Source organism: Paenibacillus sp. FSL F4-0236 (assembly GCF_038000135.1).
Classification (GTDB): domain Bacteria; phylum Bacillota; class Bacilli; order Paenibacillales; family Paenibacillaceae; genus Paenibacillus_AQ.
In genome coordinates, this window is sequence record NZ_JBBOBK010000001.1 from 1,884,612 (window position 1) to 1,909,914 (window position 25,303).

Genomic DNA, 25,303 nt, shown 5'->3' on the forward strand with positions numbered 1-25,303 from the left:
AATGATATTGACGCTAGGCATCCATCAATCTATGTTCGGAGGTTGAATTAGCATGATCATGGCAACATCAGTACTAAACAATTCGACAGCATGGAAAAGACCTACAATAATTACGAAGCCTACCTATACTTCGGGCACGAAAGATCCTGTGATATGTCTCAATACATGTCTTGAGAATCAATGGTATTTCAGTATGAATCCACTCTCAACTGAACATATTGAGGCACAAAACCTCGATTCTTATGATTGGCATGAAATCATTGTTCCTGGTGAAGTTGCTATGCAAGGCTATAATATCGAAAATGACACACCATACTACTACACAACTTCTTTTATGATTCCAGAAGATTATGATGGAAAGCATGTAATCCTAAGGTTCCATGGTATATATTCCAAAGCTAAGGTATGGATAAACGGTTTGTATAACCGTGATCATCAGGGTGGATTTACGACATGGGATTGTGATATTACGGATCAGATCCGCGCTGGGCAAGCTACTACTATCGTCGTTGAATTCATCGATGACATATGGGACCCTTCAATTGGTAGCAAATACGCTCATCATAATATTGGTGGGATTCTAAGATCGATAGAGCTTATTGCAGTACCTAAGACGCATCTTACTAGATTTCATTATGAAATTGAATTTGACACCGCTTACAATAACGCGTTTTTGCATGTATCATTAGGTGCCGAACTGAATCAAGCTAATGCTGCTTATGTTCAATTGGAGCTAACAGACCAACAACAATCCCTCGTAACACTTGAAGAGCACTCTATCTTTTTTGAGCCTGAGCAACAACACCTCGATATATCCTTCAACATTCAACACCCAAAGAAATGGAATGCTGAGCAGCCCTATCTATACACCCTACATGCCAAGTTATTTGACGATGAGCATCAATTGATCGAGCAAGCTGAAGTACAGGTTGGATTCCGACAAATCTGCTTCGCAGGAAAGAACGGGACAGATCCGAAAGAAATCTACATTAATGGAGAACGAATTAAATTAAGAGGCACATGCCGCCATAGTATCCATCCAAAGCTCGGTAGAACAACAACACCAGAAATGGATATACAGGATGTCATATTGCTACGAGAGCAAAATGTTAACTACGTACGAACCTCCCACTATCCACCATCGGAGGAGTTTCTTGCGGCGTGCGATGAGCTTGGCATGTATGTAGAGGAAGAAACAGCCGTTAACTTCCAGTATGCAAATGGACCTGGACCATGGCGGGATGACGAACCATGGTATATGAATCAATTAGCAGAAATGATAGAACGTGATCGTTCTCATCCTAGCGTCATAATATGGTCCTTAGCTAATGAGAGTGGCTGGCGCGCTAATGAGGAAGGGGATAAATTCAGAAGACAGCTGCAGTACGTTCAGCAAGAGGAGACGACTCGGCCAACTAAATTCAGTTATCCGTTCTTAGTTGAGGATGGCAGTACAACCGATATTTACAGCGCACATTATATTGATTATACAAATGATATGGATTACCACTTAGTTACTTATGGGGTATCTGAGAAAGATATCGTAATTAACTATTCTTCTCCTGTTATTCATGATGAATATGCACATATCGCTTGCTATAACATCGAGGAACTTGAACGAGACAATAACGTACGCAACTTCTGGGGAGAGAGTGTATATAAGATATGGGAGAAGATTGTCAATACGCATGGTGCGCTTGGTGGTGCATTGTGGGCTAATATTGATGATATATTCTTCCTGCCTGATGGTGTCCCCGAACGACATCAACAGCATTCAATTGGTACTGCCGTAGGATACGGAGAATGGGGGAATATGAGTGATGTCTGGCGCAGACATAAGCCTGAGTATTGGATGACTAAGAAAGCCTACTCCCCAATTCGGATTAAGGAAGGCACCGTTGGGAATCCAGGATATGCCCCACTCATCATCTCAATTAGTAACTGGTTCAATCACACTAACCTGAATGAAGTGAACATTGGCTACAGCATTCACGTGGATGGGCAAATTATTGCCCAACCGTCTTTCTATGGACCTGATATTAAGCCATACTCAAGTGGGCAACTCGAACTCCCAGCACGAGATTGGAGCGATCGAGAGCGCATACATTTACAGTTCCAAACATCGGATGGCATTGTCGTAGATGAATATCTGCTCCCAATTGCAACAAGACAGTTCATATTCTGTGATGCCGAGTATGAAGCATTAAAGGTCGAAGAAACGGATGAGCAATATATCATTCGTAACAACATGGTTTCTTTCACATATTGCAAAGAATCAGCGATGCTCACTCAAGCAACTTTCCAAAACCGAGTCATACTTACAGGTGGACCGCATTTGAATTTGACCGGTGTCGATCTTGGTCATTGGATTCCAGGTTCCATTCATGTAGAAACTTGCGAGAATGACCAGCAGATTGTAGTCACAACTACTGGTCAATACACACTAGGCATAAAAGTTTTATTTGTTCAGAAGCTGTTCGCAAGTGGTAAAGTTGAAATTCGCTATACGCTGGACAATGTTGAACGTGAGCTTGAAATGCAAGAACTTGGCGTTGCATTTGATATGCCTGAGCACATCGATTATGTGGAATGGCAAAAATCAGGACGATTCAGTGTTTATCCTGAGCATCATATAGGGAGACTTACCGGCCGTGCCAACCGGGTTCGTGAAGCTAGTGATGAACAACCAGACATTTACGGAGAGCAACCTGCGTGGGAATGGAAGGACGATATGCGCAACTATTACTTGGAACTTAAAGACGATTCTACTAAAGGATTAGTTACTAATGATTTCCAAACGATGCGAGAGTATATTCACTTCTATGCTGTTGGTCTAGCAGATACGGACGCCACTCTACGCGTAGAATCAAACGGAAACGAGGCTGCTCGAATAGCTTATATGTATCAACCGCCTACACTAGTTAGCGATGCGGATACCGATTCATTAACCTATAAGGGCGAATGGCAGCACCTACAAGATTCAAAAGGTATCAAAGGTACGGTGTGGCATTCGAATACTCCGGGATCTACCATTGAATTCTCATTTTACGGTACAGGCGTTCAGTTCATGTATAAGAAACATAAAACCGGTGGAACGATGCATGTTCACGTAGATGATCAGCCCAAGCACATCATTGGTACACATAGTGATATTGGTATGCCACTGTACCAACAACGATTTACTTGCAGAGAACTTCCACTTGCTCACCATAAGATTACCATTGAAGTCCCCGTCGATTACGAGGGAGCGGAAGTTGTCATCGAGGCATTCGAAATTCTGAATGATACCATTCCTGCAAAAATCAAAGCACAGCTTATTATCAATCAAGGCTGGTACTACCCAGCGTTAGGCTGGGGGAATTATTGCGGAGAACCGATCCGTATTGAATCAGGTTATTCGCAAATGACTACGATCAGAATGACTAATAATCCTCAAATGATTATAGAGTACGGTAAATAGCGTATGGAGGTGTGAAAGGTCGGCTACTCAAATAATGGGTAGCCGACCTTCTGTCTTTTATGAGAATAATTGATCAATACCTTTGAACGTATTCTCTATAACATGCTCAGATGTATAAATAGATAGATAGATGATGTGGTAGTAGTCCCTGTTCGAGCGCAGGTCCAAATACATCAAAACTTTTCGCGATTTGTCCGCCAAGCACGAGTCGCTGTGCTCCAAAGCCCACGATATAGGGATCAAGCATCTCAGCTAGACACGAACCAAATTCTTCGAATACTTGTTGATAGGCGAGGTTTCCCTGTCTTGCCAGATCAGCGAGCTCCTTCACATCCATGCCTTCTATCCAAAATCCACGTTCCTGTGCGGCATGTAGAATACCAGGACGGGAGAACACTTCATCGATCATTGTATGGCGATAAGGCTTATCATAGAGCTCTCCATTACCAGGAACTCCCTCACCCTCAATTCGGATTTTTCCTTGATCAATGAAAGCAGAGCCCAGCCCTGTGCCGAGTGTTAAAGAGATAAAACGTTCTTGTGGAAATAAGGTACTGATCCCTAGCGCGAAAAGCTTAGCATCATTCTCGAAACGAATAGGTGCATGAACGAGTGCTGCTGCCCATGGCTGATCATTATTTGCTTCCAACAAGCTACGAATAATCTTCTTGAGATTCATACCGTAAAGCGATTCAAACTTGCATAAACCTTGGATATAGGAGATTCCTTGCTCATAATCAAATGGCCCGGGAAATGCAATTCCGAAATGCCACACTGCAGCAGATAAATCGTTCGATAATGTTGTTCCAAACATATATTGGTATTGCATGATCGTCATGAATTGCTGGAGCGTAGTGCTGGCATCCTCACTTGCAAGCGAAGGGACTTGGAATTGAGAAGCTTGAATGGAGCAGCCATTCATGACGAGACTGGACTTGATAAAGGTCCCGCCAACGTCGAGTGCGATAACGAATTTAGTCTTCAAGGAAGCTCACATCCCAAGATTTGGATACCACAGTTTTTATGAGCGTACAAGGCTGGCTACCTAAATCCTCAACTAGATAGGCACCGAATGCAGCAGGCAGGATATAGGACTCCGCATACCGGAATTCGACTGAGATTCATTGTCGCAGGATATAATTCTCACCTTCTACGAGATTGAACATGACCATTTGGTGATCCGTATGATCTTCCCATTTATCAGTTAAATGTAATCGGTGTACATAGAAAAGTAGATCCTCTCGTTGACCAAGTTCCACCATTTCGTTGCGACCTTGGGATTGTAATAGTACGGGCTTAGCGATTAAATTCTCCTGCACCCACGCTGTTTTCTTATAGAAATCAATATTCGGAAAGGCGTGATCAATATTAATCGGACGAGGTTTACCATCCATTCCTTTGCGCAAGAAATCATAGATTTTAAAACGTAAACCACCATGTTGTTGATGAAATCTCGAGGACAAGATTATTTTTTCCTGATGCATGCATTGTACCTGTTGGAATGAGGAATAGGTCGCCTTTTTCAGCTTCAAACTCGTTTACATAGTCTTTTAATGGGATAGGAATAGCCGTTTCCTGCGCTGTCTTCACCACTTGATAGAAATTTTCTTCGGTGCAAGTATCCGTTAATCCCAAATAGACATGGGATGTTCCTTGCTTCTCCATAATGTAATAGGATTCTTGCTGCTCCATAAATTCATTAAATTCACTTCGAATATACGATTGCTTAGGATGGACTTGGCAAGATAAATTGTCACCCTCTATCGTATCCAAGTAGTCGAAGCGAATCGGGAAGTAATCTCCGAATAATTGAACGTTGCGTTCGCCGAGAATGGCAAGATACTCATAGAATAATAGAGTTCTTCGGTGCGATCGCTACATATATAGTAACATGCCTGTTGTTTAACCATTCTTAAAGCTTTCAATAAACTTGGAAGCTAGTGATGATAAGTATTTATCTTTGATCCAGACGGCGGCGACCCGCGTGCGAAGCGACTCACTACTGATTTCTTTATAGATCAAATTACGATTACTCGTTAATTCGAAAGCGGATTTGGGGATAATTCCGATGCCGAGACCAGCATTTGCCCAGAGCAGTGTTGTTCGCGCATCATCATTCATACAGAAAATTAGCGGATCAAAACCATTCTCAAGACAGGTTTCCCGGATAAGCTGCTCAAAACGGCGGTAGATAATGAGCGGCTTATCTTTTAACTCACCGATCTCAACGAAGTTTTCATCTGTTTTCCAGTCATACTCTGGAGTCATTACGGCAATCATAGGCTCAGCTTGTGTGTAAAGACATTCTAAATTTGTAGCATTAAAGGGTGTCCGGACAATGCCGATCTCGACAATGCCCTTGTTCAAAAGGTCGATGATTCTGAAGGTATTCCCTTCATGGATTTCAAATTTAACGCCTTGATACGTTTTGTGGAACTCACATAGTCGATCTTGGAGCAGGGTCGCTCCTGAGGAAGACACAGTGCCAATGGCGAGAGTTCCTTTTAAGCCTTTGACAAAATCATTGAGCTCCCGGGCAGTGGAATCAGCCAGCTCCAGAATTTGTTGAGCCCGGTCACGCAAAATGGCTCCTGCTTCGGTAAGTTGTACACTGCGCGGACCTCGATCTACAAGCTTGACACCTAGTTCTTCCTCAAGCAGCTTAAGCTGCTGACTGAGCGGAGGCTGAGCCATTTGCAGCTTTCTGGCTGCAGAAGTAATCTGCCCTTCCTCAGCGATAGCCATAAAATATTTAAGCTGTCTAATATCCATAAAAAGAATCCTCCGAACTTGAGATATGTTAATCGTATGGGAGCGATACGAATCAAATATTATTAATATGTGAGTAGATATGCCATAATCATAACTGTTATTATACATATTTCAAGTGCTTAAATACTTCTTATGTTGGGTGTGGATGACGTTGTTTAAAATTGCAGTCTATTTAAAACCGTACAAAAAAGAAGCCATCATCGGTCCAATCTTCAAGCTGATGGAAGCGATTCTGGAGCTGATTTTGCCTACCATTGTCGCGTTAATCATCAATAACGGGGTAGGAAATCATGACAGTGCTTATGTATACCGTATGGGTGGCCTGATGGTGCTGATGTCTCTGCTTGGCTTCGGTTGCTCCATGGTGTGCCAATACTATGCAGCACGAGCATCTCAGGGATTCGGCACGACGCTTCGTAATAAAATGTTCAAACATATTACATCTTTATCGTACGCTGAGCTGGATACGTTCGGTACGCCTACGCTGATTAACAGAATTACCAATGACGTAAACCAGTTGCAGATTGCAGTGGCTATGCTGATTCGCCTGGTTATTCGTGCGCCGTTTATCTGCATCGGGGCTATCATAATGTCCATGATTTTGGATTTTAGATTATCGCTGATTTTAATAGCGGCAACGCCGATTTTTGGCATTATATTATATTTTATTATCACTCGAAGTGCACCTTTGTATCGAAAATACCAGCAGAAGCTGGATGCCCTTGCGCTCGTTCTTAGTGAGAATTTGTCGGGGATACGAGTCATTCGTGCTTTTGCGAAGAGACGTACGGAAAAAGAACGTTTTGATGCCTCATCTGAGGATTTAACCACTACAGCGATCCGGGTCTCTCGGATTTCCGCTTTACTTGGACCTATGACGACACTTGTAGTAAACGCGGCGATCATAGCTATTTTATGGGTAGGTGGAATTCACATTGATGGGGGGCGATTGTCTCAAGGTGAGATCATTGCCTTTATCAATTACGTCACTCAAATCTTGCTGGCACTTATAGTGGTCTCCAACTTGGTCATTATTTTTACAAAAGCCTCATCTTCTGCCAATCGTGTGAATGAAGTGCTGAGTGTCAAAGCATCCGTGTCCGAGGACGGGAATGTTGTGATGACTGAACCTGATCATACCGCTCCTGCCATATCATTCGATCATGTATCGTTTGGTTATAATACAACAGGAGAATTGGCATTAGAGGATATTTCGGTAGTCATTAACTGCGGAGAAACTGTGGGGCTGATTGGCAGTACGGGTTCTGGTAAATCTACTTTCGTGAACTTAATTCCACGTTTTTATGATGCAGTGCAAGGTGAAGTTAAAGTGGATGGAGTGAATGTCAGAGATTATAAGCTGCATCAGCTTCGTGAGAAAATAGGGATTGTGCCGCAAAAAGCAGTGTTGTTTACTGGAACAATCGCTGAGAATATTCGTTGGGGTAAGGAAGACGCAAACGAGGAAGAAATCATGCAAGCAGCCTCTGTTGCTCAGGCGGAAGAGTTTATTCGTAAATTGCCAGAAGGATTGAATACGCAGGTATCACGTGGCGGACTTAATTTATCCGGGGGGCAAAAGCAGCGCTTGACGATAGCTCGCGCAGTGGTAGGTAAGCCGTCGATTCTAATTCTGGATGACTCCTCCAGTGCGCTGGATTTCGCTACTGATGCGGCTCTACGTAAAGCGCTCAAAGAGAGCAGCCAGCAAATGACTGTACTCGTTGTCTCGCAGAGGGTGAGCACTGTAAGGCAAGCGGATAAAATTATGGTATTTGAGGAAGGGCGGATCGCCGGTGTCGGAACCCATGAGGAGTTGATGCGTGGTTGTGAAGTGTACAAAGAAATCTGCCTGTCCCAGCTATCGAGTGAGGAGTCGGGCCAATGAACAAAAACAACATTTGGAAAAGACTAATTGTATATACAGGACATTATAGAAAAATAGCTATTGGGGCAGTTATATGCGCGTTACTCAGTGTGATCGCCAGTCTAATCGGACCACTACTTATCGGTAAAGCCATTGATTTTATGATCGGACCGGGAGAGGTGGATTTTGACGCCGTACTTAGACTGCTTTTGATTCTGGCAGCGGTATATATTGTCGGCAGCTTTTTCGGATGGCTCCTTACCTATCTGACGAATCGAATCGCCTACCGGACTGTATATGACTTACGGCGGGAGCTTTTTGATAAATTAAATGTTTTGCCTTTAAAATTTCACGACAACCACCCGCAAGGAGACAGTATCAGCCGGTTTGTTAACGATATGGATGCCGTCTCTGATGGACTGCTGCAAGGTTTCTCCATACTGCTTACAGGGATCATCACCATTGTTGGGGCAATTGTGCTTATGTTGTACATCAGTCCTCTGATGACCTTAGTAGTTCTTCTGTCAGCACCCGCCACCTTTTTTGTGGCCAGATTTATTACGATGCGATCTCAAAAGATGTTTAAAGAGCAGGCGAAGATTCTCGGTGGTCTCAATGGCTATGTGGAGGAAATGATCGGCGGGCAAAAAGTAGTCACCGCTTATCATTATGAAGAACGTGCAATGTCTCAGTTTGAAGAACAAAACGAGACATTATATCAGACCGGTGTGAAGTCACAATTTTATGGCTCCTTATCCAATCCGACAACGCGGCTAGTAAATAACGTTACGTTCTCAGTTATAGCTATGATCGGTAGTGTTATGGTAATTCGGGGTCATTTCACGGTAGGGGATCTGTCCAGTTTCTTGATCTTCTCCAACTTGTTCGCTAAGCCGTTTAATGAAATAACAGGTGTGATTACACAGCTTCAATCGGCAACTGCCTCTGCGCAGCGGATCTTCGCCATTCTCGATCTAACACCAGAACCCGCTGATTCTAAGGGCGCCAAAATCATGAGTACAAGTCAAGGAACCATTACCTTCGAAAAAGTATCCTTTGCTTATAATCCAGAACGTCCCTTGATTAACGATTTCAGTCTAGAAGTGAAGCCCGGTACCCGAGTTGCGATTGTAGGTCAGACTGGAGCAGGGAAGACGACGCTGGTAAACCTGCTCATGCGTTTCTACGATGTGGACCGTGGGTCCATCAAGATTGATGGTGTGGATATTAAGACCATTACGCGTGACAGTCTGCGACGTAATTTTGGGATGGTGCTGCAGGATACTTGGCTCTTTGGGGGCACGATCAGAGATAATATTGCTTACGGAATACCTGGGGCTACAGAGGAGGAAATCATCGCTGCTGCTAAAGCTGCTAATGCTCATAGCTTCATTAAACGTCTGCCTGAAGGGTATGATACGAAGATCAGTGGCTCAGGGGATAATCTCTCCCAAGGACAGAAGCAGTTACTTACCATTGCACGAGTAATGCTTGTAGATCCGCCTATGCTCATCTTAGACGAGGCTACAAGCAGTATTGATACCTTAACTGAGGTACGGATTCAGAAAGCTTTTCTGACTATGATCGCTGGTCGGACCAGCTTTGTGATTGCCCACCGATTGTCAACGATTCGAGAGTCGGATCTTATTCTTTTTATGAAGGATGGAGACATTGTGGAGAGTGGTACGCATGATCAACTCCTAGCTAGCGGTGGATATTACGCCAGATTATATAACAGTCAGTTCGCCTCAGCGTAGACTTTGTGAAGAAAGAGAAGTATTCAACCCTATTTGGGGTGAGGATGCTTCTTTTTTGTCAGTAGCATGGCATTTACTGTCCCGTAAATGAAACCTCAGGTGGTTCCCTTCGTATCCTTAAATATGCAAATATTAGGGAGGGAATTCATTACAATGTCAATGTTTAAACGAATGCTCGCGAGTGCCGGAATTGGAGCGGCTAAAGTAGATCTCATGCTCCATCAAGATTTCGTGAACGCAGGTGATACGATCTGTGGTACCGTTCGAATTCAAGGTGGCCGAGTGGATCAGGAGGTCGATGACGTCTACGCATTCGTTAAGACGCGTTACTTGAAAGAGCTGAACGATAAGAAGATGGAAGTGGAAGCGACGGTATCCAAATTCCTGTTAGCAAGTAAATTCAAAGTAGTGGCGGAGCAGGTCTATGAATTTCCTGTCTCATTCCAGCTTCCGGCGATAACGCCAGTGACGTTAGGTAGATCGCCGGTTTGGATTCAAACCGGACTTGATATTAAAGAGGCAATTGATCCGAAGGATCAGGATTATCTTCAAGTAGGCCCTCATCCATATTGTGCGATTATTTTGGATGCGATGAATCAGCTCGGGTTCCATATTCGTGAAGTGACTTGTGAATATGCACCGCGTTACGGCAGGATCAATGGCTTAGATTTTGTTCAAGAATTTGAATTCGTTCCCCCCTCACAGTTCCGGAATCAACTAGACGAATTAGAAATCGTTTTCTTTCCAAATGAGGATGGCATTGAGTTGCTCCTACAGATTGATCGCAAGGCACGTGGTTTAGCTGGTTTGTTCGCCGATGCGCTTGATACAGATGAGAGCTTTGTGAAAATACGCTTTGATCACAATCAACTTGCTTACGGAGTTGACTATGTAGCTGATCAACTGCTCGCAACGATCCATAAGTACGTATAAACAGGATTATCAAAGAGAGGGGAGAACCCCTCTCTTTTTTCGTTTTTATAAAGAAAAATTTATTTATATGAAGGAATGAACTAAATGGACAGGATAAACGTACTATAGTAAAACTATCCTAACATTGTATGAAACGGTAGGCATTGATTGCATGATGAAAGTTACTAATACGAATACGAACGGAGAGGGAGTGCCAAGATGCTGACAATAAAGCATTTTACCAAGAGCTATAAGGGCGGTAAGAAGGCAGTGAATGACTTGAACTTAGTGGTCGAGAAAGGCGATATTTATGGCTTTATCGGTCATAACGGCGCGGGGAAAACAACGACGATTCGGGCAGTAGTAGGTGTTCTTGATTTTGAAGAGGGGGATATCGAAATAGGTGGACATTCCATCAAAAAAGATCCTTTAGCCTGCAAAGCGATCACTGCGTATATTCCAGATAATCCAGATCTATACGATCATCTGACCGGCATTCAATACTTGAATTTTATTGGTGATCTTTTTAGTGTATCGAAAGCAGATCGGGAGTTGTTGATTAAGAAATATGGCGATGAATTTGAGATTACATCTCATTTGGGGGATTTAATCTCCTCGTATTCTCATGGTATGAAGCAGAAGCTCGCGATCATCTCAGCACTGATACATAAACCGAAGCTGTTAGTTCTGGATGAGCCCTTTGTGGGACTTGATCCAAAAGCGGCACACACGCTTAAAAAAATCATGACGGAGATTTGCAGTCAGGGCAGTGCGATCTTTTTTTCAACGCATGTACTGGATGTAGCGGAGAAGCTCTGTAATAAGATTGCCATTATCAAAGCGGGAGAATTGATTACGCATGGGAAAACAGAAGAGGTGAAGGGTGACAGCAGCCTTGAAGATGTATTTTTGGAGTTGATTAAGCATGATTAATATCTGGAGATTGACGAAGATTCAGCTGATCTCTTCCTTTGGGTTAAATAAAGCTTTGCACACACGTGATGTGAAAGAAAGACAAAAAATGCTGTGGCTGACCATCGGGATCCTAATTGGAATTGTTATGATGGCTGTGGTTTCATTTGGTTATAGCTATATGATAGCAGAGACCCTTGAACAGATTGGCCGGCCAGAGCTGCTCCTTGCGATAATGATGGCAGTTACTTGCTTAATCGGATTTTTTACAACGATCTATAAGGCTAGTGGTGTATTATTTGGCTCCAAAGACTACGATCTCGTAATGTCGCTGCCAATCAAAACGAGTCATATTGTAGCAAGTCGGGTGGCTCAGCTTTATGTGTTAAACCTATTCTTCTCTTTGATGGTGATGGTACCTGCAGGCATTGTTTATGCTATAAAGGTGAATCCCGGCGTACTATATTATTTGTATTTTTTGATGACACTGTTATTTATTCCATTAGTGCCGATCATAGCTGCAACGATTATAGGTGCTCTGATCAGCTGGGTTTCCTCAAGATTTAAAGGAAGTCGTATAATAACGCTCATCCTAACTTTTGTTGTAATTATTGCTATAATTGTTGGTTCAGGTCAAATAAATGGTAACAATCCACAATTACTTGCGGATATGAGCGCTCAAATTGCTGATCAAATATACAACTTGTATCCTTTGACGCTTATGTATGTAAATGCGGTTTGCTCGTTTCAGTTTGATTCCTTAGTATTGTTTATTGGGTTTTCGCTGATTTCTTTTATGCTGTTTACCATCGTGCTTGGTAGCAAATATAAAGCGATCCACACAGGTCTTACGTCTTCTTTTTCAAAAAATAAATATCAAATGAAATCACTTGCAGTATCCTCGCCGCTTTATACATTGTATAAAAAAGAGCTGCGTCGCTATTTTAGTTCTTCTATCTATGTACTTAACACGAGTATAGGCATGGTAATGTTACTTGTATTGGCGATCGCCTTACTGTTCGTTAGTGCAGAGCAACTAGGACAACTCGTTGAGATACCAGAGCTTTCAAATTATCTGAATCGACTGGCTCCACTGTTTGTTTCCGTTTTTGTAACTTTAAGCTGTACGACATCCAGTTCTATTTCGCTCGAAGGTAATAATATTTGGATTTTAAAAAGCGCACCTGTGCCGACAATAACGATATTGCTAAGTAAAATTGCAGTGAATCTTACGATTACCGTGCCGATTGCGGTTGTAAGTAGTGTGCTCCTTATGATATCCCTAGGTACGGGATGGGTGGAAAGCTTGCTATTATTGGTTATTCCGGTCCTTTATGCTTGTCTTACTGCAATGACTGGTGTACTCGTTAATTTGAAGTTACCTAAACTGGAGTGGACAAATGAAGTATCGGTAGTCAAACAAAGCGCATCCGTCTTAGTGGCGATGTTGATAGGGTTTATAAGTTTACTGATTCCATTTGGTATGAGTCTGCTGCTATCTGATCTGAATGGCAATCTCGTATTGTTAGGGATTGGATTACTAATAATAGTGGTTTGTGGTGCGATGTATCGATATATTCAATCCAAAGGGGAGCTTTTATTTCGGGCTCTTTAAATCATAGGGGGATCCTAAAAGTCGTAACGGCTAGTGGGATGCCCTATTTTTTTTGCGCTCTACCATTATTTTAGCAGTGTTTATAGCTTCTATCCTTGGTATAATTCGAAGATTATATCCGAGGAGGATCATCTCGTGAACAATAGATTTGGTAGATTTGTAATTACGACCCTTGTAGTAGTGCTTGTAGCAGGAGTATTTATTCAACATATATCGGCTGATGATGAGGCGCCTTTTAAGGATATAGATACTAGTTATGCTAAAAATGAAATTATAGATTTGTATCACCGCAACATATTAACCGGCACAACGGCGACAAGCTTCTCACCTACTAAATCGATTACTAGAGCGGAATTCATTACGGTTCTTGACCGTCTGCTAAAGCTTGATCCGGCAGTCAGTCCAGTATCTCCTTATACAGATGTAGCTAAAAAAGCTTGGTATTACGGCTGGATACAGGCAGCTGTTCAGCTTGAGCTGGCTAACGGCACATCGGCAACTACTTTCACGCCAGCAAAAGCAGTTACCAGGCAGGAAGCGGCTGTATGGATGGCCAAAGCTTTAAAGCAAACAAACCATACTCATGCTCTAACTTCGTTCAATGATCGAAATAAGATTGCTAGCTGGGCAAGATCAGCTGTTGCTACTGTAAATGATCTAGGTTTGATGAAGGGGGATAATCGCAAGAATTTCCGCCCCTCTGATCCTATAACTAGACAGGAAACGGCCGTCCTCATTGACCGAGTGCTGCAAAATGAGAGTTGGGCAGCAGAACTCGATGATGAGCCGGAGGATCGAATCGTTATAGGCTGGCAATATGGGCAGACGACGGCACAATATGAGAATACGGTTCTGAAATCCAACGTTAACACCTTATCACCACGGTGGTATTATGTAGGAAAAACAGGTGCAGTAACGGATTCAACGGATGCTTCGCTGATCACATGGGCAAAGAAGAATAATAAGAAAATATGGGCGATGGTAGGCAATCGATCGGATCAAGAAGCGACCCATCAAATGTTGTCGAGTGTAACCACAAGGAATACGGCAGTAAATCAATTAGTAGCTTTAGTGAGCAAATATAGATTAGATGGACTAAACATTGATTTTGAAAATGTAGCGCCTGACGATCGTGAGTATTTGACCTCGTTCATTACATTATTAGCTGAGAAAATGCATGCTCTTAACGCGAAGCTATCAATAGACGTCTCTCCTGATCTTGGAACAGATTGGACAGATGCTTTTGACTACGCTGCACTAGGTAAGCAAGTGAACTATATGGTGATGATGGGTTATGACGAACATTATGACGGGAGTAAGCTTCCAGGGTCCAATGCTTCTATTCCTTTTGATCAACATGCAGTGGATACTGTACTAAAGGACGTACCCAGCCATAAGGTTATATTGGCACTGCCTTTATATAATCGGGACTGGACATTGAATCAGAATGGTACGGTTTCATCTTCAAAGTATATCTCGCTTCCGGAGCAAAATCAGATTATTAGTAGCTATGGAATGAAACCTGTATGGAATGAGACTTTAGGACAATATGTTGCCAACTATTCGAAGCAGTCCATAAAGCACACGATCTGGATTGAGGATGGCCGTTCTTTAATAGCGAAATACGATTTAAGCGTTAAGAACAATCTAGCCGGAATCGCTTATTGGTATATAGGTGGGGAAAGCGCAGATATATGGTCTAGCGTAAGTAATGCAGAGAAATTTTACGATTATACCTTTTAAAAAGAAAGACTGGATGCATATAGCTATCTTGCTATGGCATTCAGTCTTTTTATTTAGTTATCACAGCGCAACGACCGCGCGTTACGGTGAAAGCTCTTGGCACGCAACATATACACTAAATATATATATTTGAGGAATTATAAGTCATAATCATCCATATAAAAGTTACATTTTTCACTAGTATGAAATAATTAATAAATGCTATATTCTTCTTGAGCAATTATGCATATGGAGGAATTCAAAGGATGCCATCAATTACAGAAACAATTCAACTGATCGAATCAAAAGAATTTCAAAGAACATTAAAAAGTCTGTATGGTGATGTTCCATCTATCATTAACGATCAAAAGCAAAGATATAAAACCTTGGTTCAGGAATATGTAAAAAAATTTGCAGAGGGCGAAGTGTTTCTCTTTAGCTCACCAGGGCGCAGTGAAATTAGTGGCAATCATACAGATCATAATCTAGGTAAAGTAATTGCTGCCAGTATAAACATGGATTGTATTGGAGCGGCTGCGAAAAATGATCAAAATATTATTCGTATAAAAAGCATTACCTATAACGAAGACTTCATTATTGATTTAAATTCGAGTGGGAATAGCCTTAACCTTTCAGGAACATATACCTTAGTTAAAGGGATTTTGGACGGTTTTGAACGTTACGGTTATAAATTAGGCGGTTTTGATGTTTGTATCACAAGTGATGTCATAAGTGCAGCAGGTGTAAGCTCATCAGCTTCTTTTGAGATGTTGATATGTTCTATTATTAATTTCTTCTACAACAATAACGAGATGGATGTCGTTACCTGTGCCAAGATAGGCCAATATGCAGAGAATTCAGAGTGGAACAAACAATCGGGTTTGCTCGACCAAATTGCTTGTGGATATGGGGGACTAATTTCGATTGATTTTAAAACCATCGAGGCTCCGCTGATCACTACATTAAATTTTTCATCCATTGACAAAGGTTATGAGTTATTTATTGTCCCCACAGGTGCAAACCATGCAGATTTAAGTGAAGAATACTCCTCAATTCCAACAGAAATGAAGGCTGTTGCCCGAGAACTTGGGAAAAATGTGCTTCGTGATTTAGAAAAGCAAGATATATTGGACAACCTGGACAAACTTAGAGAGAGTGTTGGAGATAGAGCTGTATTGAGAGCACTGCATTTCTATGAGGAAAACATTCGAGTTGATCAACAAGTAAAAGCTTTGACAGACGATAATGCAAACAGCTTCATAAGACTCGTAAATGAATCTGGAAACTCATCCTGGAAATGGCTGCAAAATTGCTATTCTAACTCTACTCCTACTGAACAGGGTGTGACACTATATTTGGCATTAACTGAGCTGTTTATCAAGGAGAAGGGGGCAGGAGCCTGCAGGGTACATGGAGGCGGTTTTGCAGGAGTTATAATGGCTTTATTGCCAAAAGAATATACGGATTCCTATAAAGCATATATGCACTCATTTGGTGTTGAGCAGATTTATCCTGTCCGCATTCGTAAACATGGTGCTATTAATTTAAATCTATTATAGGCGTTTATCAGCCGGCACCTAGTTAGCATATAGCTATATACTTGGTGCCGATTTTTTTTCTGATGATGTTCTGGTTCACGAAATATGAGAATATTAAATGAGTGTTTTAGTCATTATAAAATCAATTTGTTCTTCATTACCCATATAGAAAGAGTGAGTCCCTGTTTGAACGAAATTCATTTTTTCATAGAATTTAATTGCATTCTCATTTTTTTCCCAAACGCCTAACCAAATCTTCTCTTTATTCTGATCTTTTGCTATGTCTAATGCCTTATTCATCAGGTATTTACCTAGTCCCCGTTTATGAAATTTCCCCCTGATATAAATCCTCTCGATTTCAAGCGAATCATTACCCATTTTTTCTGATTGGGCATCATTAAAGTTTAGCTTTAAATACCCAGCAACTTCCTTATTCAAAAAAATAAAATAGAATTCCGAACAATTATTTAATAATTCTTTTCCTAATTGTTTCAAATTAAAAGCACGATCTAAGTAAGCTTTCATAATTGCAGGTGAGTTTTGATTCTGAAATGTATCGTTAAATGTTTCAACACTGATTTCTTGGAGTAACCCTAAATCTTCAAACGTACACTTTTTTATATTTATGGTCATTTTTATTTGTCCTCCGTTTACTAAGTCAATAATCTCTTTTGCTTCCTTTTTTGACTAACTCCCAGTCTTTTTCTACATTTTTTCTAACTCTCTGCAGCATGGTGAAAATATGTTCTACTTCACTCTCGGAGAATCCAGATAATGCGACCTTATTGGAATAATCGTTTTCCCTTTTTATGTATGGGTACAAAGTAACCCCTTTCTCTGTAGGAAATAGTTTTTTTATTTTTTTATTTTGATTGTCTTCTTTCTTTTCAATAAATCCATTAATTTCTAATTTCTTAATTGCACGTGAAGCTGTTGTTCGATCTACTTTTATCATCTCAGCTAACTTTTCTTGAATTATTCCTGGGTTTTCACATATTCGAACAAGGTACAAATATTGCCCTTTTGTAAGGTCATGTTCTGCAAATTCTATATTGCTTATTGAATCTAATGCCCTAGCTATCATTCCAATTTCACGTAGGATTTCCTTCATAAATAACTCCTTAGCGCGTATTTTGTTGTAAATGCAATAAATAATATATATTAACTTATCTCATAATTGTTGCATTTGCAATAAAAAATAAATAAATAAAATAGCGAGGTGAGTAAAGTGAAGCGTGACTTCTATGTATTAGAAATTTATAAAACTAACTCTTGGTATTTCACGATTTGAAGCCCTTATAAAAAGACTGGATAGCAAGATGGTTATGTTGCCATCCAGTCTTTTTATTGGGTTATTACCGCACAAATGGTAGTCTCTCGTTATTGAACAGTGTCCGGTAACATTAGCAAATAACTCGATCTGGCCAAAGTCTGCATTTCGTATTTCATTAATTCAGTTTCGAGTGACGTATTTTTTGAAGTTTTTTACTTTAATAACTTTAACACTTTTTGATAAAAGCTTCTTGTCGCTGACGATCCAGGTGTGATCTTTGGAGTTTTTTCTACGAATTGCAGCGAAGTTATACTTATTACCTGCGTAAATCTTAAAGCCACGAGCTGCGCAATCAGCACAAAATTTAACGCATTCACCTCTGTTCCGATTTGGAAAAGAAATCTGATCGAACACCTTGCGTTTAATGAGTAGGGTCGCACCTTGAACATTGGTTACATATTTATTCTCCATTCGGAGGTAACGAAGCAAAAGTAACTTCTTATCATTCAAATACATATAGTGAGCCCGTTTTCCAACGATATCTGCTTTAGTCTTATGGAGTATTTGCATGCTATCAGTTAAATAGTTGGAAGCGTAATAATCGTCATCATCAAATTTTGCAATATAACTATAATTCGCTAATTGCACACCAAAATTCAAACAATAACCGAGAGAATGATGTTCCGGTACTTTAAAAACCCACACATTCTTATGTTTTTTTGCAGCAGCTGTATAGTCATCTATCTTCAAACTATCATTATTTATGATTACGATAAGTTCTTTAAGATTAAAATTTTGTCGTCGATAGTTATCAAACAGTGTATTTATACAGTCAGCTCGTTTCGTACAGGTCAGAATAGATACAGCAGATATAGTGGAATCTGTAGCCCGTTTCATAATTTGATCTTTGGACTGCGTCCAACAAATGCTTTGTAATTTTTAATATTACGGATGATCTTATGGTTTGCTATTAAAGTGCTATCACTGATGATCCATGTGTGCTTTGAAGAGTTTTTTCTACGGATGGCTACGAAGTTATTCTTACTCGCAGAATAAACCTTATAACCTTTCTTTCTACTTCTGCTGCAAAAAAGATCATCTTCACCCACGTTTTTATTAGGGAATTTCACATGATCGAATACTTTACGTTTGAAGACGAGTGTAGCGCCTGGGAGATGGGTAACTGTTCGATGTTCGTCATGCGCGAAACGAAGGATTAAAGTCTTTGAACCACTTAAATACATATAATGAGCTCGTTTTCCAAGAATATCAGCATTTGTTCTATTTAATGTCTGAATACTTTCTGTCAAATAATGAGGGGCATAATAATCGTCGTCATCGAATTTGGCGATGGTATGATATTTGCATTTTGTGACGGCATAGTTTAAGCATGAACCCAGAGTTTGATGTTCTGGCTTACGAAATATCTTTATGTTTTTGTATTTTTTAGCTAAGTGTTGGTAGGGGGAAAGTGGAATTGCATTGTTATTGATAATAATGATGAGTTCTTTTTGGGCATATCGTTGTCTGTTGTAATTTTGGAGTAGGTTGTTTAAATAATTTTGACGATTTGTACAGGTAATAATAGAAACACCTTTCATCTAACCAACCCCTCAGATGCTTTTTTTGGAAAAAGTCTCATAATACGATATGTCCAAGTTAGGATAGAGTAACGGCATATTAACCTCATGGATGCAAAAATGGATTTTTATAAAGAACACAAGATCACAGTCATGACTGTGTTATCGAGATCTAGCTCAGCTTGAAGCAACAATACAGTATCTCTCCCTAGTAAAGGCCATTTCCAAAATTCAGGTGAAAAGTAGGAAGACTCAGGACAAATGATCACTATAATGGAAATAAGAGACATACTTAGATACAATCTATAGGATATAAATAAGAATCAGTCTGAATAAGAAAGCGATTAGAGGAGGCCATCTCGTGGGAAGATCATTCGCAAATTTGCATATCAAGTCGAACAACCTTGATAAGACTGTCGAAGCATTAAGAGAGCTAAGCGAAGGGCATGCCACAGTATTAGGCAAGCCAAATACTGTGGCTCAAAAGTTCAATGTTGTCATGTACGTAAGCAAAAGCAACGAGTACTGGATCAGCGTGCTCCATGATTATTTTGTATGGGGTACGGTGAAGGAGATCGGCAAAACGCTGTCTCGGCTTATCGAGGAGCCAGTGATGACCGCCGGATATATAAATGAGGAAATATTCGAGTTGTCTTTGTTCGAGAATGGAGATATTGAGGCCGAAAGAATCTTTTGTGAACAGTGGACGAGGGATGAATATGAACAACTTAAAGAAGAGCGTCTTAACGATGACTATTTGCAGAAAGCGTTGGATATCCGCAATGAGGATTTTGACGACTTCATTAGCATTACGAGTCCGGCACAAGCCGTAGATAAGCTGTCAGAACTCGTAAGAATGTCATTATGGAGCGATTGGGAGTGGATCCCGCACGAAGAAACTCTCAAAGAACGATTTGCGAAATATGAATTTTGAAAATACATGAGCAAATGGCTAAAGTCATCTGAGATGACACTTTAGAACATGGCGGTGAGAGAAAAGAAATGGATAGATTAAAGAACAGCGGATTTTATAAACTTAGATTCTTCTTAAGGCCGGAAGAGTTTGAAAGCGTTTTGAAGCTTTTTGAACATAAGCAAGCGCAATTTTATCTAACCAATTATGCCCAGACAGAGCATGACCAGAATCAGGTGTATGAGGCGTATCAGTCATTTTATCATTATTTTACGGCAGAGGAAAAAAGGAATGATGGTCACCCATTCTTTGTTTATTCCATTTCTGTTGCGTCTGATAATGAAGGCTCCGGATTTTTTGCGAGAAATGAAGGTGTCCATTTTCCCTATTACGGACAATGGGCAGAGGATGAATTGCCGTGTATCTTGCTTTCATTTCCTAAAGGCTTTCAAATGGATTTGGAAGATGAAAACGGGAAGTATTATATCTATGAGGATATCAGGGATCATAAGCCGTTAACATATAAGTTTTTCGATGAAATAAAAGACTCTATTAATAAAATGACAAAGCCGCTTCGCTTCTCGGCGCATGACGCAGATGCTATGAAGGAGCAAAAGCCTTCTGTGCGTATAAGCCATGATGCGATTCACGATTTGAGCAAATCGTGGATTTTCAGTAAATACGGGCTTGTGATCAATGGCAAAAAAGGAGGATTAATGGATGCGGAAAATATGGAAAAAAAGAATTCTGATCAATAATCCTGCCCTGCTGGACCGGGATCTGATCGAGCGGGATTTGCACCACGGTAACCAAGTGATTATTCAATTTTCTCACCCGGATTTTTATGGCTCCATATTGGAAGAAGTGGATGAGCTTTGCGCGCGCTGGAATGAGGATTTCGGAGTGCGTTTCTACGCCCACTATTCGCTGTCTTTTGATTGTCATACTCTCTTGCGGATTCCTCATGTGAAAATGCTGCACCTCGATAGTCTCACCCAGGCACATAACACTGAAGCATTGGCGAAGCTGGATCACCTGCGCAGTTTGAGCATAGGCATATACGAGCTGGAGAATTCGGAAATTCTGGGGATTGATACGTTGCACTCTCTAAATAAATTAAACATTATCTCGGATAAAAAGACCCTCAACCTGCAATATTTTAGAGAGTTCTCTGATCTGGAGGAATTGCATGTAGGGGGTAAGGTTAAAAACCTTGATGCTATAGGTTATCTGGAGAACTTGAATTATCTCGCGCTGCATTCGATCAGCAAACTGCCGTTCCATTGTATTAACCGGCTGAGGAAGCTGGAGCACCTTCGCATTTTGCTTGGAGGCCGGGAGCACATTCATGAAATTGAAGAGAATACAATCGAGAACCTGGAGATTACTAGAGTCCGCGGCTTCCATGACCTGACCAATATTACAGCCTTTCAAGCGCTGAAGAGACTTGTTATTGAGGATCAAATCCAACTGAAGGAAATCAGCTTTAACCAGGATATGAAGGCACTGGAGGAACTTTCTATTAGGAATTGTAAAGGATTAACCCGTTTGACGGGAATGGAGCAACTACCTTTGCTGCACACGCTTCGTATTCTCAAGACGGCAATCGATTTTGATTCCTTTATCCATCAGAAACTTCCGAATTCTTTATCTTCAGTGGAGTTTGCAACTTTCAAAAGTAAAGCAGACCGGGAAATACAACAATCTTTAGCAAAATTGGGTTTTCAATAAAAGGTAGGATCGTTCAGTTAACAGGAGGAGTATTTATGTACATCGTATCTCAGCCAAAACCGCTATCTGACGGCCAAAACCAAGCACTTGCGAAGGAAGACGTTACTGTTTATCCACAGGGCTACCTCCGGTTTTTGCGGCGATTCGGTGAAGGGACTTACAGAGGGTGGTTGAATGTTCAGCTTCCCGATGCGGAGGTGCTTAAACCTTTTGCCGAGTACGGATTATGGGAGCATGACGAAAACAGCCCCATTAGTGAGCAACAGATCGGCGAGTGTATCGTTATAGGTACAACGGTGGACGGTGATTTTCTGGCAGTACATCCCCAGACAGCTAGGCTGCTCTGGCTACCTCGGCATGCGGAGCACGTAAAGGCGATTTCCCTGCAGGCACGGGAGCAGGAAGACGAAGGGATGTACGCCTTGGTGATGGATGAAATATATCGTCAGGTGTATGGAATCAGCCAAGGGGAGAGCATCTACTATGAACCGTGGACGGGCACTCGGAGCCATCTCTTTTTGCGTTTGCCACAAGGACAGGATCAGCTTACGCTGCCCGAACTGGCCGACTTATGCCAAAACGAATTTCCGCCGGATTTGTCCATTGAGAATGCCTATGCTTGTTTCCTATTCTACCGACAGCTGGGCGGCTATGTGCGATTGAATTATGCCTACCAGCAAGAGGTGGCTGTCTTCTATGAACAGGATGCGGGGCAGGCGTTTGAAGTTATGGAGCAGTGGCTCTTGTCGAAAGGCTGCGAAGCGATCTCAGAAAATAACAGATGATCCGGATACTCCTTAAGTGTGGGAGAGGGAGGTATGTATGAAACTAGTTTTTACTTTGGATACACATGGAACGTGTGTGGGTCAATTGAGAGATGAGCTGCTGCCCTTAGAGGAATTAGCAAATACATGGAAGTTTCCCTATGATATCTTTTTTGTATTGCGTGTTTTACCTGAAAGTTATGGTCGAACAACATCCAGACGTTTTGATAGCAGGGATCATACCCTCGAATTAGATATCAGCATAAGTTATGAACAGTACCAACGGATGTCCAAGCATGAGCAACGTGAGGTATTAGGCAGTCACCTTTGTAACTATTTGTCAGAGTCAGTCGCTAAATATAATAAGCATGCAGATAAGGAAACTCAAAATCAACTACTGGATCTCGTGAAAAAATGGATGCTTGAAAACAATTGGCTAAATGGAAAGCTAAATCAAGCACGGAAACTACTTTCGCAAGACATGGGTCTTTATGAAGTCAGCCAAAAATTGCAGATGCCATTAGAAGAGATTGAGTATATCCTTCTCCGTATGAATGACTATGAGCCAACTGACGTTCATCCTGATAACATTGTAGCAGGAAAAGCGCCGCCATATCATTTGTAGAAGATTGGATAGATATCCAAAACTTACAATAAACCCATGTATAAGGAGAGGGGATCGAACTTATGTATGAGCGTTTGGCAGAAAAACTGAAAACGACCTCCGCTTTAAAATGGTTTCCTGGCCATGGTGCGGAAGAAAGCTGGATAGCAGAAGCTGAAGAGGAATTAGGATTCTGCCTGCCGCCATCTTATCGCTGGTGGCTGGTTCATTACGGTAATGCCCGGTTGGGAGACGGCAATATTCTAGCGATCGCAGCTCCGGAACATAGAGAGTATTACGACGGCGACCTTCTTTACATACATAGACTGAATAAAGCCGAGGAATGGTGGGGAGGTCGGTTTCCCCACAGACTGGACTTGTTCGTGCCGGATAGCGACGAGCTTTATTTTTTTGATACGTCTACTAGAGATAAACAGGGGGAATTTCCGATCATGTGTTATGATCTCATGAATGATTTGATCGACAAGTATGCTTCAACGTTTGCGGAATTTCTAGAGCGGCTGATTGACGAGCGTTCTTAAATAACCTGAGCTGATCGATTAATGGAAAGGAGGACCATTATCATGAAGCCGATGCAAGAAATAGAGACGCTGGCGATAGAAATCGCCGCTGCTGCCAGAAAGTCATTTCGTGCTCTTTTTGAAAATGGCGAACATTATTATTACTGTACGCTACATACTACTGGCGAGGGACATGCGCCTAGCATCTCTGCCTGGTCGTGGGAAGCTTTGGAGATGGAATCGACCAGACAAGGAGACGAAAGTGACACACCGGGATCGACGATTGCTGAACTCATCAAATGGTCCTATGCCGATTCACCCTATTGTTGTTTCGGGGATGAGAACTTCGATCACGTTAAACAACGATTCATCGAGCGTCCTTTCATTGCGGATCTTGAGAATGACGAAGGGAATCGCGAGTTTGATTTGAGGCTGAAGGCCATGGAGCTGGCAATGAAAATGCTTGATGATGAAGGCATGTTTGCCATGAATCAGCTGCGAGAGTCAGTATGTGTCCTTGTCGAAGTCATGCCGCCGGATGAGATCAATACCGAAATCGCCCTACGTTTGAATCGGGCGGAATCACCGGTTATGCAAGCATGGTTGACGGAAGCGGCGGAGTAGAAACGTTAGTCTCCCGTACTTAGGAATCGTACCACTTTAAACGCGAGTAGTTCAATCAGTTGCTGCCACCAGTGAAAGTCGGCAGTCTTAACAACTAACTAGCCCACTCCTAGTAAGGTGTAATTAGTATATATTTTGCGACTGATCGGAAATCTAAAGCTGATTCTGAAGCCTGAATCTTGTGCTCTGATAGTTAGTAAAAAACGGGAGCGTATTAATCCGCGAATCAAACTGTTCAGTCTTGTCGTATTACCTGAATTAATTGCGGCAGTGACACGCGTTGCAAATGGAATATCAGTCGCCAACCTGAGGTATAAGGGAAGAATAGCTTGTACTACTACGAGATGTTCTCCCACTTTGTACTTACTTTGAGCGGGGTCAAGAAAAAAACCGTTGACGTATAGTCGATCCCGCATAGGTGTACGAAAGCCGAAACTGTACCCTGATCCTAATTCTGCAATTGGGGCATGGCTTACCTTTTGAAACAGTCTTTCCATCTGCACAAAATCAATCTTATTCACCGCTTGCACCCATGCAGCTGAGTATGCTGGATTGCGTACGATTTCGCGATAGAAGGGCAGCACATTTCGTATCGTTCGTCTTAAAATTGCAGGTGTTATAAATTCGTTTTGCTGTTTGCGAACGGGGATTTGACGTTTTCTTTTCTTATTCAATGTGCTTCCCTCCTTGAAAATTCAGTTATCTGCAACATATGCTTTACCGGAAAGGTACGTTTGG

The 25,303-nt window shown here is 41.5% G+C and carries 24 protein-coding genes; 15 read left to right on the plus strand and 9 right to left on the minus strand.

Annotated features, from left to right (window positions below):
* Positions 1-52: 52 nt before the first annotated feature.
* Positions 53-3,460, plus strand: coding sequence for a glycoside hydrolase family 2 protein (locus NSQ29_RS08565; protein WP_341124792.1), 3,408 nt, complete (start codon positions 53-55; stop codon positions 3,458-3,460).
* 106 nt (positions 3,461-3,566) lie between these two features.
* Here NSQ29_RS08565 and NSQ29_RS08570 read toward each other — a convergent pair whose 3' ends face one another.
* The 4 genes from NSQ29_RS08570 to NSQ29_RS08585 form a co-directional block, all read right to left on the minus strand.
* Positions 3,567-4,445, minus strand: coding sequence for an ROK family protein (locus tag NSQ29_RS08570; RefSeq protein ID WP_341124793.1), 879 nt, complete (start codon positions 4,443-4,445; stop codon positions 3,567-3,569).
* A gap of 136 nt (positions 4,446-4,581) precedes the next feature.
* Positions 4,582-4,923 carry a hypothetical protein gene (locus tag NSQ29_RS08575; protein WP_341124794.1) on the minus strand — a complete coding sequence of 114 codons (342 nt, stop codon included), beginning with the start codon at positions 4,921-4,923 and terminating at the stop codon, positions 4,582-4,584.
* Complete coding sequence (locus NSQ29_RS08580; protein ID WP_341124795.1) at positions 4,880-5,233, minus strand: hypothetical protein; 354 nt, start codon at positions 5,231-5,233, stop codon at positions 4,880-4,882. Before NSQ29_RS08580 ends, NSQ29_RS08575 begins: the two co-directional genes overlap by 44 nt.
* A gap of 129 nt (positions 5,234-5,362) precedes the next feature.
* Positions 5,363-6,232, minus strand: a complete 870-nt coding sequence (locus NSQ29_RS08585) for a LysR family transcriptional regulator (protein WP_076286242.1) — start codon at positions 6,230-6,232, stop codon at positions 5,363-5,365.
* Between the two features lie 151 nt (positions 6,233-6,383).
* On the opposite strand from NSQ29_RS08585, the gene NSQ29_RS08590 reads away from it, so the two are divergent.
* The 7 genes from NSQ29_RS08590 (at position 6,384) to NSQ29_RS08620 (ending at position 16,576) form a co-directional block, all read left to right on the plus strand.
* Positions 6,384-8,120 (plus strand): ABC transporter ATP-binding protein, encoded by a 1,737-nt coding sequence (locus tag NSQ29_RS08590; RefSeq protein WP_341124796.1) that lies wholly within the window; start codon positions 6,384-6,386, stop codon positions 8,118-8,120.
* A complete protein-coding gene (locus tag NSQ29_RS08595; RefSeq protein ID WP_341124798.1) occupies positions 8,117-9,856 on the plus strand; it encodes an ABC transporter ATP-binding protein in 1,740 nt (579 codons plus the stop codon). Before NSQ29_RS08590 ends, NSQ29_RS08595 begins: the two co-directional genes overlap by 4 nt.
* A gap of 153 nt (positions 9,857-10,009) precedes the next feature.
* On the plus strand, positions 10,010-10,789 hold the full coding sequence (locus tag NSQ29_RS08600; RefSeq protein WP_341124799.1) for a sporulation protein: 780 nt from the start codon (positions 10,010-10,012) through the stop codon (positions 10,787-10,789).
* A gap of 198 nt (positions 10,790-10,987) precedes the next feature.
* On the plus strand, positions 10,988-11,701 hold the full coding sequence (locus tag NSQ29_RS08605) for an ABC transporter ATP-binding protein (RefSeq protein ID WP_042189353.1): 714 nt from the start codon (positions 10,988-10,990) through the stop codon (positions 11,699-11,701).
* A complete protein-coding gene (locus tag NSQ29_RS08610) occupies positions 11,694-13,295 on the plus strand; it encodes a hypothetical protein (RefSeq protein WP_341124800.1) in 1,602 nt (533 codons plus the stop codon). Before NSQ29_RS08605 ends, NSQ29_RS08610 begins: the two co-directional genes overlap by 8 nt.
* A 135-nt stretch (positions 13,296-13,430) precedes the next feature.
* A complete protein-coding gene (locus NSQ29_RS08615) occupies positions 13,431-15,038 on the plus strand; it encodes an S-layer homology domain-containing protein (protein ID WP_341124801.1) in 1,608 nt (535 codons plus the stop codon).
* Positions 15,039-15,283: 245 nt separating this feature from the next.
* Positions 15,284-16,576 carry a galactokinase gene (locus tag NSQ29_RS08620; protein ID WP_341124802.1) on the plus strand — a complete coding sequence of 431 codons (1,293 nt, stop codon included), beginning with the start codon at positions 15,284-15,286 and terminating at the stop codon, positions 16,574-16,576.
* Between the two features lie 93 nt (positions 16,577-16,669).
* Here the strand turns inward: NSQ29_RS08620 and NSQ29_RS08625 are convergent, their stop codons facing one another.
* The 4 genes from NSQ29_RS08625 to NSQ29_RS08640 form a co-directional block, all read right to left on the minus strand.
* Positions 16,670-17,188, minus strand: a complete 519-nt coding sequence (locus tag NSQ29_RS08625) for a GNAT family N-acetyltransferase (RefSeq protein ID WP_076300589.1) — start codon at positions 17,186-17,188, stop codon at positions 16,670-16,672.
* 25 nt (positions 17,189-17,213) lie between these two features.
* Positions 17,214-17,666 (minus strand): MarR family winged helix-turn-helix transcriptional regulator, encoded by a 453-nt coding sequence (locus NSQ29_RS08630; protein ID WP_341124803.1) that lies wholly within the window; start codon positions 17,664-17,666, stop codon positions 17,214-17,216.
* A 342-nt stretch (positions 17,667-18,008) separates the two neighbouring features.
* Positions 18,009-18,725, minus strand: a complete 717-nt coding sequence (locus NSQ29_RS08635; RefSeq protein ID WP_340970750.1) for a glycosyltransferase — start codon at positions 18,723-18,725, stop codon at positions 18,009-18,011.
* Entirely contained in the window at positions 18,722-19,429 is a 708-nt protein-coding gene (locus tag NSQ29_RS08640) for a glycosyltransferase (RefSeq protein ID WP_076286234.1), read from the minus strand. The genes NSQ29_RS08635 and NSQ29_RS08640 overlap by 4 nt, the downstream gene beginning before the upstream one ends.
* A gap of 340 nt (positions 19,430-19,769) precedes the next feature.
* Between NSQ29_RS08640 and NSQ29_RS08645 the strand changes: the two genes are divergently transcribed.
* The 7 genes from NSQ29_RS08645 to NSQ29_RS08675 all read left to right on the plus strand — a co-directional run bounded on the left by NSQ29_RS08645 (position 19,770) and on the right by NSQ29_RS08675 (position 24,565).
* Positions 19,770-20,342, plus strand: a complete 573-nt coding sequence (locus NSQ29_RS08645) for a hypothetical protein (protein ID WP_340970746.1) — start codon at positions 19,770-19,772, stop codon at positions 20,340-20,342.
* A 68-nt stretch (positions 20,343-20,410) separates the two neighbouring features.
* Positions 20,411-21,079: a hypothetical protein gene (locus NSQ29_RS08650; protein WP_341124805.1), complete on the plus strand. Its 669-nt coding sequence runs from the start codon at positions 20,411-20,413 to the stop codon at positions 21,077-21,079.
* Positions 21,042-22,052 carry a hypothetical protein gene (locus NSQ29_RS08655; protein WP_341124806.1) on the plus strand — a complete coding sequence of 337 codons (1,011 nt, stop codon included), beginning with the start codon at positions 21,042-21,044 and terminating at the stop codon, positions 22,050-22,052. The genes NSQ29_RS08650 and NSQ29_RS08655 overlap by 38 nt, the downstream gene beginning before the upstream one ends.
* Before the next feature lie 35 nt (positions 22,053-22,087).
* Positions 22,088-22,837 (plus strand): hypothetical protein, encoded by a 750-nt coding sequence (locus NSQ29_RS08660; RefSeq protein ID WP_341124807.1) that lies wholly within the window; start codon positions 22,088-22,090, stop codon positions 22,835-22,837.
* Positions 22,838-22,874: 37 nt separating this feature from the next.
* The gene (locus NSQ29_RS08665) at positions 22,875-23,441 is read left to right on the plus strand and encodes a hypothetical protein (RefSeq protein ID WP_076300596.1); all 567 of its coding nucleotides are present in this window, start codon (positions 22,875-22,877) and stop codon (positions 23,439-23,441) included.
* Between the two features lie 62 nt (positions 23,442-23,503).
* The gene (locus NSQ29_RS08670; protein WP_341124808.1) at positions 23,504-23,962 is read left to right on the plus strand and encodes an SMI1/KNR4 family protein; all 459 of its coding nucleotides are present in this window, start codon (positions 23,504-23,506) and stop codon (positions 23,960-23,962) included.
* Positions 23,963-23,983: 21 nt separating this feature from the next.
* Complete coding sequence (locus NSQ29_RS08675; protein WP_256721748.1) at positions 23,984-24,565, plus strand: DUF4303 domain-containing protein; 582 nt, start codon at positions 23,984-23,986, stop codon at positions 24,563-24,565.
* Between the two features lie 98 nt (positions 24,566-24,663).
* On the opposite strand, the gene NSQ29_RS08680 is transcribed toward NSQ29_RS08675, so the two are convergent.
* A complete protein-coding gene (locus tag NSQ29_RS08680; RefSeq protein WP_341124809.1) occupies positions 24,664-25,239 on the minus strand; it encodes a hypothetical protein in 576 nt (191 codons plus the stop codon).
* Positions 25,240-25,303 lie beyond the last annotated feature (64 nt).

Coding starts and splice junctions, on each gene's coding strand:
- NSQ29_RS08635 (WP_340970750.1), bottom strand. CDS start 18,725: ATGAAACGGGCTACAGATTCCACTATATCTGCTGTATCTATTCTGACC.
- NSQ29_RS08630 (WP_341124803.1), bottom strand. CDS start 17,666: ATGAAGGAAATCCTACGTGAAATTGGAATGATAGCTAGGGCATTAGAT.
- NSQ29_RS08620 (WP_341124802.1), top strand. CDS start 15,284: ATGCCATCAATTACAGAAACAATTCAACTGATCGAATCAAAAGAATTT.
- NSQ29_RS08660 (WP_341124807.1), top strand. CDS start 22,088: ATGTACATCGTATCTCAGCCAAAACCGCTATCTGACGGCCAAAACCAA.
- NSQ29_RS08585 (WP_076286242.1), bottom strand. CDS start 6,232: ATGGATATTAGACAGCTTAAATATTTTATGGCTATCGCTGAGGAAGGG.
- NSQ29_RS08665 (WP_076300596.1), top strand. CDS start 22,875: ATGAAACTAGTTTTTACTTTGGATACACATGGAACGTGTGTGGGTCAA.
- NSQ29_RS08625 (WP_076300589.1), bottom strand. CDS start 17,188: ATGACCATAAATATAAAAAAGTGTACGTTTGAAGATTTAGGGTTACTC.
- NSQ29_RS08655 (WP_341124806.1), top strand. CDS start 21,042: ATGCGGAAAATATGGAAAAAAAGAATTCTGATCAATAATCCTGCCCTG.
- NSQ29_RS08605 (WP_042189353.1), top strand. CDS start 10,988: ATGCTGACAATAAAGCATTTTACCAAGAGCTATAAGGGCGGTAAGAAG.
- NSQ29_RS08610 (WP_341124800.1), top strand. CDS start 11,694: ATGATTAATATCTGGAGATTGACGAAGATTCAGCTGATCTCTTCCTTT.
- NSQ29_RS08640 (WP_076286234.1), bottom strand. CDS start 19,429: ATGAAAGGTGTTTCTATTATTACCTGTACAAATCGTCAAAATTATTTA.
- NSQ29_RS08670 (WP_341124808.1), top strand. CDS start 23,504: ATGTATGAGCGTTTGGCAGAAAAACTGAAAACGACCTCCGCTTTAAAA.
- NSQ29_RS08600 (WP_341124799.1), top strand. CDS start 10,010: ATGTCAATGTTTAAACGAATGCTCGCGAGTGCCGGAATTGGAGCGGCT.
- NSQ29_RS08595 (WP_341124798.1), top strand. CDS start 8,117: ATGAACAAAAACAACATTTGGAAAAGACTAATTGTATATACAGGACAT.
- NSQ29_RS08650 (WP_341124805.1), top strand. CDS start 20,411: ATGGATAGATTAAAGAACAGCGGATTTTATAAACTTAGATTCTTCTTA.
- NSQ29_RS08565 (WP_341124792.1), top strand. CDS start 53: ATGATCATGGCAACATCAGTACTAAACAATTCGACAGCATGGAAAAGA.
- NSQ29_RS08675 (WP_256721748.1), top strand. CDS start 23,984: ATGGAAAGGAGGACCATTATCATGAAGCCGATGCAAGAAATAGAGACG.